Origin of the sequence: Streptomyces sp. 13-12-16 (assembly GCF_002114215.1) — a bacterium.
Taxonomy (GTDB): Bacteria; Actinomycetota; Actinomycetes; order Streptomycetales; family Streptomycetaceae; genus Streptomyces.
This window is the reverse complement of record NZ_NCTE01001131.1, coordinates 1-1750: the sequence shown is the minus strand read 5'-3', so window position 1 is coordinate 1750 and position 1750 is coordinate 1. Positions and strand designations below refer to the sequence as shown.

General features: G+C 74.5%; 2 protein-coding genes. Both read right to left on the bottom strand.

All coding sequences use genetic code 11. The features are described 5' to 3' along the window. Window positions 1-72: 72 nt before the first annotated feature. Window positions 73-519 carry a hypothetical protein gene (locus tag B7767_RS36415; RefSeq protein ID WP_218775846.1) on the bottom strand — a complete coding sequence of 149 codons (447 nt, stop codon included), beginning with the start codon at window positions 517-519 and terminating at the stop codon, window positions 73-75. Then, window positions 519-1750 (bottom strand): multicopper oxidase domain-containing protein (locus B7767_RS36410; RefSeq protein ID WP_107486529.1); only part of this gene is annotated, 1232 nt, incomplete at its 5' end. The genes B7767_RS36410 and B7767_RS36415, both read right to left, overlap by 1 nt.

Below are 1750 nucleotides of genomic sequence, written 5' to 3'. Positions count from 1 at the left end.
CGGCGTGCGGCCCCACCGCCGCGTGGGCGCGACCGGCCACGACGGCACACCGCCGTACCGCCGGCGGAGCGTTCAGGTGGCCGGCAGGGCGGTGGCGAGGAGGACGACGCCCAGGGAGCCGACGAGGGAGACGACGGCGAGGGCGCGGGCCAGGTCGGCGCGGTGTCGCGCGTGCGCGATGCCGTGGCCGGCCGCGGCGGCCATCACCAGGACGAACAGGGCGAGTTTGGCGGCCAGGGTGCGGCCGTAGCCGGGTTCGGCGAGGGAGGCCCAGGTGACGCCCTTGTGCCAGGCCATGGCGATGCCCGTGCCGAGCTGCACCGGCAGGAACAGGGCGCCGGTGAGCATCCCGAACCGGCGCCCCGCCTCGGCGGTGAAGCGGTCCTTGGCGTCGGGGGCGAGCAGGCGCCTGGCGAGCGGCAGGATCACCAGGGACAGGGCGAGCTGTCCGCCGACCCACAGTGCGGCACCCGCCACATGCGCGAAGCGCACCAGGGACCAGGGTCCCACGGTGTCCACTACCGGCTCACCTCCACGGTGCCGTGTGCCCCGGCCTCGGCGTGCCGCATGTCGTGGTCGACGAAGGAGTAGTGCCCGGCCCCGGGGAAGGTGGTCTCGACGAAGCCGCCCTGGGCCGGGGCCAGGTCCAGCACCTGCGCGCCGCCGGGGTGCTCCGGTGTCAGCAGGTAGGCGCCTTCCTTGTACACCGTGTCGAAGACGGTTCCGACGATGTGGAAGGCGACCGGGTCGACGGGCCCGGCGTCGACCACCCAGAACCGGGCCCGTTCCCCGGCCTTCAGGGTCAGGGGCCGCTTCGCGTACTGGGCGGCGACGCCGTTGAAGACCCAGGCGTCGGGGGTGCCCTCGCGCATCCTGGTCACCTGGGCGGTGCTGCCGGGGGTGCCGAGGTAGAGCTCGGAGGAGACCAGGAGGTACTCGTGGTCCACCTCCTCCAGGCCGGGCGGGTCGATGACGACGGCGCCGTACATGCCGTTGCCGATGTGCTGGAGCATGGGGGCGGTGCTGCAGTGGTACAGCCAGGCCCCGGCCTTCTCCGCGCGGAAGCGGTAGACGAGGCGTTCGCCGGGTCCGAGGGTGCGCATGGGCCGGTCGGGGGCGAGGGATCCGGCGTGGAAGTCGATGCCGTGGCCCATGGTTTCGTCGTCGTTGACCAGGGTGATCTCGAAGACGTCGCCGACCTTGCCGCGCAGGGTGGGGCCGGGTGCGGTGCCGCCGAAGGTCCACATCTCCTGTTCGACGCCGGGGGCGACCTCGGCCGTGGTGCGGGTGGCGCGCAGTTCCAGCTTGTGGATCCGTCCCTCCGGTGCGGGGGCGAGGCCGGCCGGGCGCGGCCGCCAGTCCGGGGAGAAGTCCGCGCCGAGGTCGGGGCCCGTGCCGCCGGAGGAGTGCCCGCCGTGTCCGTCCTCGGCGGCGGTCGTCCCGCGGACGACGATGTCCAGGGTCATGCCGGCCGCGCGGTGTCCCGGCAGGGTGCACCAGGCCTCGCGGTCCTCGGTGACCGGCCCGAGGTCGAGGGTGCGGCTCCGCCCCCGGGCGAGCAGCGGGGTGGCGGGCCCGTTCTCGACCTTGAGGTCGTGGCGCCGCTCGTCGGTGTTGGTGACCTTCAGGCGCAGGACGGTCCCTTCGGTGACGTCGATGCGGGCGGGGCGCACGCGCATGTCGTCCAGGGTGACCTCGACGGTGCGGGTGACGGTGGTGCCCGCGGCGGCCGGCCCGTCCGTGCCCCCGC